Annotated in this window: 5 protein-coding genes and 4 pseudogenes; 4 read left to right on the top strand and 5 right to left on the bottom strand. The window is 50.3% G+C overall.

Annotated features, from left to right (window positions below; genetic code table 11):
* The coding region (locus CDA56_RS26050; protein WP_242446375.1) for an extracellular solute-binding protein at window positions 1–1,133 on the bottom strand (1,133 nt) is incomplete at its 3' end.
* On the bottom strand, window positions 1,078–1,464 hold the full coding sequence (locus tag CDA56_RS31375) for a LacI family DNA-binding transcriptional regulator (protein ID WP_242446374.1): 387 nt from the start codon (window positions 1,462–1,464) through the stop codon (window positions 1,078–1,080). The genes CDA56_RS31375 and CDA56_RS26050, both read right to left, overlap by 56 nt.
* 333 nt (window positions 1,465–1,797) lie before the next feature.
* On the opposite strand from CDA56_RS31375, the pseudogene CDA56_RS26045 reads away from it, so the two are divergent.
* A pseudogene (locus CDA56_RS26045) lies at window positions 1,798–2,601 on the top strand (MBL fold metallo-hydrolase).
* Here CDA56_RS26045 and CDA56_RS31590 read toward each other — a convergent pair.
* A pseudogene (locus tag CDA56_RS31590) lies at window positions 2,499–2,721 on the bottom strand (hypothetical protein). The pseudogenes CDA56_RS26045 and CDA56_RS31590 sit on opposite strands and share 103 nt — an antisense overlap.
* A pseudogene (locus CDA56_RS26035) lies at window positions 2,703–3,680 on the bottom strand (IS5-like element ISKpn26 family transposase). The pseudogenes CDA56_RS31590 and CDA56_RS26035 overlap by 19 nt, the downstream one beginning before the upstream one ends.
* Window positions 3,681–3,841: 161 nt before the next feature.
* Here CDA56_RS26035 and CDA56_RS31720 point away from each other — a divergent pair.
* The 3 genes and pseudogenes from CDA56_RS31720 to CDA56_RS26025 all read left to right on the top strand — a co-directional run bounded on the left by CDA56_RS31720 (window position 3,842) and on the right by CDA56_RS26025 (window position 5,841).
* Window positions 3,842–4,399 carry an Arm DNA-binding domain-containing protein gene (locus CDA56_RS31720; protein ID WP_242446373.1) on the top strand — a complete coding sequence of 186 codons (558 nt, stop codon included), beginning with the start codon at window positions 3,842–3,844 and terminating at the stop codon, window positions 4,397–4,399.
* 400 nt (window positions 4,400–4,799) lie between these two features.
* Window positions 4,800–5,120, top strand: a complete 321-nt coding sequence (locus CDA56_RS31715; RefSeq protein ID WP_371858645.1) for a tyrosine-type recombinase/integrase — start codon at window positions 4,800–4,802, stop codon at window positions 5,118–5,120.
* 95 nt (window positions 5,121–5,215) lie between these two features.
* A pseudogene (locus CDA56_RS26025) lies at window positions 5,216–5,841 on the top strand (glutathione S-transferase family protein).
* A gap of 2 nt (window positions 5,842–5,843) precedes the next feature.
* On the opposite strand, the gene CDA56_RS31360 reads toward CDA56_RS26025, so the two are convergent.
* Window positions 5,844–5,928: hypothetical protein (locus CDA56_RS31360; RefSeq protein ID WP_242446376.1), on the bottom strand; the 85-nt coding region annotated here is incomplete at its 5' end.

Genomic DNA, 5,928 nt, shown 5'->3' with positions numbered 1-5,928 from the left:
GGCTGATGCTGGCGACTGAAGAAAGCCGCTAACTCATCAAATTGCGCAAAGTTTTCGGGTAGGGTTAACTCTTTGCCCGTTGTTTCGTAGAACTTCCGTTTTATCGTCGCATCTTCAAAGAGATCGCGTCGGTAAAACAGGAGCTGCATACTGGCATCAAAGGGGATGGCCCACGCGGTGCCATTCACCATGCTGAAGTGCTGTTGAATCTGGTCAGAAAAATGAGTCAGCAGCTGCGGCAGCGCAGGGGAAATCGACTCCAGCGGCAATAACGCTTTTTCTGCAAACCAGGGAAAACAGGCCATATCGATGCGCAGGAGATCGTAATAGGGATGCAGATGAAGATGGGAAAGAATTTCAAACACTTCATCATAAGGATAAACCGCAAGATTTACCTTGATACCGGTCTGACGATAAAAGTGAGGTAACAGCTTTTTCAGCGCATCGGTTGAGGGGCTGGGTAAAATTAACATATTCAACGTCGCCTCAGTCTCAGGCGGCTGGACGGATTGGCCATCTAATGAAAATCCGCTATTTGTCAGAATTCGATGCGTTACCTGTTTTTTAGGCTGGCGAATATGGGAAGCGATGGCGGTACCCAGGCGACCATAGTCCATCTGGTAGTTTGTGACGCCGTCGAAGGCTGCCGGAAGATTATCACTCAACTGCAGTATCTGCGGACAGGACTGCACGCTACCAAACCAGGCTGCCTGCGTCACGGCTCGCGTTTTATCACTATCCTGAGTGATGAAAATATCGGGGGGAACGCCGCGGAAAAAATCAAACGCTACGGTGTTAGACTCGCCCGCCTGCGAGGATAAAACGGTGAGCTTAGTCTGCGGACTTACTGTCCGGCAGGTCTCCTGTATCGCCTGCATAAAACATGCGCTATGAGCATATTCAAGTGGTTCGCAGAAGATACCGATATGGCCCGGCCGCTGCGCGAGCGCTCTTCTCGCAAGGTGTTCACCCGCAGTGACGTAATCGAGGCTGAAATAGTTGTCAGCTCCGGCAGGTTGCCGGTACGCAAAAAGGATCTGTTCCGCGGGCAGCTTAAGCATTTCATAATAAGGTTGGCTATTGCTCAGGCAGCTGACGGTAACAATGGTCTGGTAAGATTTTGCCGCCAGCATTTGCAGAATCTCCAGTTCCAGGCTGGGCAGATCGTTGGTCAGGTAAAGATCCAGCGGTTCGCTTAATGATGGCTGACAGACCTGATGTAAGCCCCGGTAAAGCTGGTAATACTGCTACCGCATTAATGTCTGGCAGCAGTAGCGCCACCCCCTGGCTTTTACTGGCTCTTAACGATTGCGCCTGCGCATTTAACTGATAGCCCACTTCCTTAGCCGCTCGTTGAACCGCTTCAATCTTCTCAACGCTGACATTACCTCTGCCATTAAGTACGTTCGAGACAGTGCCGTGTGACACACCGGCTAGCTTTGCTATGTCTTTGATTGTCGGCATATTTTAATCCTTACCCTCATGCGTTGATGCTAGCACGGCCTACCTCTGAAAACTATCGTTGCCGGTGTTATTTGAACGTTACAAAATAAATTTGTGTGATTTATAGACATTAAAAATATTAATCTTTTCCGGCTTGAGACGAGTAACCATGTAGTAAAGATTGCAATTTGTTGAAATTTAACATAAATAAAATAAGTTTTTGAAGGTGATCACTTCTGGGATAAAAGATCATTGTTCCTGTTAAACGGCAGAACCATAATTGACACGTTCCAATTACTTTTGATTACATTTCTGATGATAAAAACAGCAACCTGTTAGTGATAAGAGGAAATCATGAAGATCCATTTTCTGGGAACGGCAGCGTCTGAAGGAATACCTAACCCGTTTTGCCGCTGCGAGCACTGTCAGCAAGCCCGTATACGTAAGGGAAAAGACATTCGTACACACTCTTCCGCGATTATTGATGATGAACTGTTGATTGACGTCGCACCGGAATTTAGCCAGCAGCTGCTGCGCGACGGCATGGACGCAACTGAAATCAGGTCGCTTCTGTTTACCCATACTCATCCCGATCATTTCAACGTCGGCGATCTTTTCAGCCGAATGGAGGGTTACGGATTTGAGATTACCCATCCGCTGAATATCTTTGGGAACGATCGTGCGATTAACGGTGCGGCAGAGGTTTTGCCGGGCTATAGCGCAGAGCGCTTTGCCTTTCATTGCCTGGTGCCCTTCGTCACCGTAGAAACCCGTGGTTATCGGATAACTCCGCTGCTGGCTAACCATGCTAAATGGGAGCTTTGTTATACCTGGTTTATCGAAAAAGAGGGCCAGTCAATATTTTACGGTCATGACTCTGGCTGGTTTCCTGAGCTCACCTGGCAGTGGCTGGAAGGAAAAAAAAATCGATCTGGCCGTTCTGGAGTGTACCTACGGCTTTAATGGAGAAATCGTACCAATAACCATATGAGTCTGGAAACGGTGTTCGCTGCCAGAGACAGACTGGCGGAACTGGGCTGCCTGAAGAAAACAAGTCAGCTTGTCGTCTCGCATATTTCACACAGCGGCGGTCTTCTGCACGATGAGCTAGGGAAGGTGCGAATAAGCAGGTCATTTCTTCCCAAGCTGACTCGCTGATTAAAATTTCGCGGATCTGGGCCGATTTTTTTTCCCGCAAACACATCGAATCAGCCTATTTAGGCTATTTTTTCCACCATTTCTGGCGTTATTTCCGGTTTTTACTGAGATCTCTCCCACTGACGTATCATTTGGTCCACCCGAAACAGGTTGGCCAGGGTGAATAACATCGCCAGTTGGTTATCGTTTTTCAGCAGCCCCTTGTATCTGGCTTTCACGAAGCCGAACTGCCGCTTGATGATGCGAAACGGGTGCTCCACCTTGGCACGGATGCTGGCTTTCATGTATTCGATGTTGATGGCCGTTTTGTTCTTGCGCGGATGCTGCTTCAAGGTTTTTACCTTGCCGGGACGCTCGGCGATCAGCCAGTCCACATCCACCTCGGCCAGCTCCTCGCGCTGTGGCGCTCCTTGGTAGCCGGCATCGGCTGAGACAAATTGCTCCTCTCCATGAAGCAGATTACCCAGCTGATTGAGGTCATGCTCGTTGGCCGCGGTGGTGACTAGGCTGTGGGTCAGGCCACTCTTGGCATCGACACCAATGTGGGCCTTCATGCCAAAGTGCCACTGATTGCCTTTCTTGGTCTGATGCATCTCGGATCGCGTTGCTGCTCTTTGTTCTTGGTAGAGCTGGGTGCCTCAATGATGGTGGCATCCACCAAAGTGCCTTGGGTCATCATGACGCCTGCTTCGGCCAGCCAGCGATTGATGGTCTTGAACAATTGACGGGCCAGTTGATGCTGCTCGAGCAGGTGGCGGAAATTCATGATGGTGGTGCGATCCGGCAGGGCGCTATCCAGGGATAATCGGGCAAACAGGCGCATGGAGGCGATTTCGTACAGGGCATCTTCCATGGCACCGTCGCTCAGGTTGTACCAATGCTGCATGCAGTGAATACGCAGCATGGTCTCCAGCGGATAGGGCCGTCGGCCATTGCCCGCCTTGGGATAAAACGGCTCGATGACAGCGGTCATTCTGCCATGGCAGAATCTGCTCCATGCGGGAGAGGAAAATCTCTTTTCGGGTCTGACGGCGCTTAGTGCTGAATTCACTATCGGCGAAGGTGAGTTGATGGCTCATGATGTCCCTCTGGGATGCGCTCCGGATGAATATGATGATCTCATATCAGGAACTTGTTCGCACCTTCCTAAGAAGCACCCACCAGATCCAAAAGCTTCAGAAGGAAGGGTAACGCTTCTCTACAACTACACCAGGATTAATAGGCTTGTCGGGGAAACATAATGAATATGCCTGCTGGCGTAGAGCTGCATGGGAAAGTAATAAGAATTAGCTTTCTATATCGCGGCATACGTTGCCGCGAGGTTTTGCGAGGCTGGACTGTATCAAATAGCAATATAAAAAAAGCTGGCAATCTCCGTGCTTTAATTATGAGTGAGATTCAGCAAGGTAAATTTGACTATGCAGAGCACTTCCCTGAATCAAAGGCGCTTAAAAAATTCACTACAACACAAAAAATTAAAACCTTCGGTGAATTGTGCAAAGTTTATCTTAATGCCAAAAAGCTTGAGGTGTCAGCTGCGTCATACAGAGGCGCAGAATCACGCATAGCAACACTTTGCGCTATCGTCGGAAGTAATACGCATATTACGGATATTCAACATACCGATCTGTTGAATTACAGGAACGCGCTCTTAACTGGTAACACCTTTAGCGATCATGCTCCTTGGCTTAAAAGAAAAAGCTGTATCCACGGTCAACGGCCTGATGAACAACCTGACTGCGCTGCTCAAACTGGCGAACCTGAGTGGCTTTATCGAGCATACCCCTCACGAAGGTAAAGATGCTTAAGCGCTCCAGGAGAGATCCGGATCCGCTTCTCCAGAGTGAGTACGAAGGTTTTTAAAAAGCGTTATCTCCTCGGTATGCTTTGCTCTGGACTACAGCTATCTTTACAGGTCTTCGGGCATGGAGAGCTTACAGCTTTAGCCTGGAGGATGTGGACCTTGATAAGGGTGAGCTTCACGTCAGGCGTAACCAGACGAATGAGGGCCTGTTTGTGCCACCCAAAACCGAAGCGGGGATCAGAACTGTAACCCTACTTGAACCTGCGCTGAATGCTCTACGCGAACAATTCAAGCTAACTGGCGCATTAAGCAAAACCGAAATCACTTTCCATCACCGCGAACATGGTTTAACTGAACAACAAAAACTGCGGTTCGTGTTTATCCCGCCCAAAAACTGCGCGGGGAAACGAAGTATTACGGTTCTCAGTCTCTGGGGTATAGTTGGGAGGCGGGATTAAAGAAGGCGGGAATCAGGAGCAGACGCCCTTACCAGTCGCGCCACACGTTCGCATGCTGGCTATTAACGGCCGGTGCTAACCCGTCGTTTATCGCCGGACAGATGGGTCACGAGAACGCGAAGATGGTTTATGAGATTTACTCGAAGTGGATCGGAGAGATGGACCGTAACCAGGTGGAAATGCTGAATAGTAGTTTTTCTAACGTTCTGTCCCAAGGGTGCCCCAAACGCAAGGTAGTGGGTATAAAAAGCGTTTAATTTCAGCAAAATAAAATCACTTGCCGGAATATTAACTTTATTCCAACATGAATGCTCACTACGCCGCAACGGCGGCGAAAAAAGCAGGAGCGGATATGATTACGCTGTGGGGCAGAAATAACTCGACCAATGTGAAGAAAGTGCGCTGGGTGCTGGAAGAACTCGACCTCCCGTATCAGCAAATTCTGGCAGGCCTGGAGTTCGGTCTGAATCACGATCCGGCCTATCTGGCCATGAATCCCAATGGGCTGGTACCGCTATTGAAAGATGAGACGACCGATATCGTGCTCTGGGAATCAAACACCATTATCCGCTATCTGGCCGCGCAGTATGGTCAGGATCGCCTGTGGGTGGAGTCGCCCGCCGAACGCGCTCAGGGAGAGAAATGGATGGACTGGGCCAACGGTTCGCTCTCGCCGGCCCATCGGCCGATTTTAATGGGGCTGGTGAGAACCCCGCCGGAAAACGCGACCCCGCCGCGATTGAAGCCGGTATTGCCACCTGCGAGACCCTGTTCGCCATTCTCGATGACGAACTGTCGCGCCATCAGTGGCTATCAGGCGACGCCTTCGGCCTCGGCGATATCGCCGTCGCGCCGTTCATTTATAACCTGCTGGAGACCGTGAAAACCTGGCAACCGCGCCCGCACCTGCAGCGCTGGTATCAGCAGATTAACCAGCGCCAGGCCTGGCGCAACGTGGTGATGATCCCGGTCACCTGATATTAGCCCGCCGGGCTCACCCTCAGCAGCTCGCCGTTGGATTCGTCGGTTAAGACATACAGATAGCCATCGGGTCCAACGCGCACA

This window comes from Klebsiella michiganensis (assembly GCF_002925905.1).
Taxonomy (GTDB): Bacteria; Pseudomonadota; Gammaproteobacteria; order Enterobacterales; family Enterobacteriaceae; genus Klebsiella; species Klebsiella michiganensis.
This window is presented reverse-complemented; position numbering and strand designations above follow the sequence as displayed.

Excerpts from the sequence above, each read along its gene's own strand:
- CDA56_RS31375 (WP_242446374.1), bottom strand. The coding sequence starts at position 1,464 with ATGCCGACAATCAAAGACATAGCAAAGCTAGCCGGTGTGTCACACGGC.
- CDA56_RS31720 (WP_242446373.1), top strand. The coding sequence starts at position 3,842 with ATGAATATGCCTGCTGGCGTAGAGCTGCATGGGAAAGTAATAAGAATT.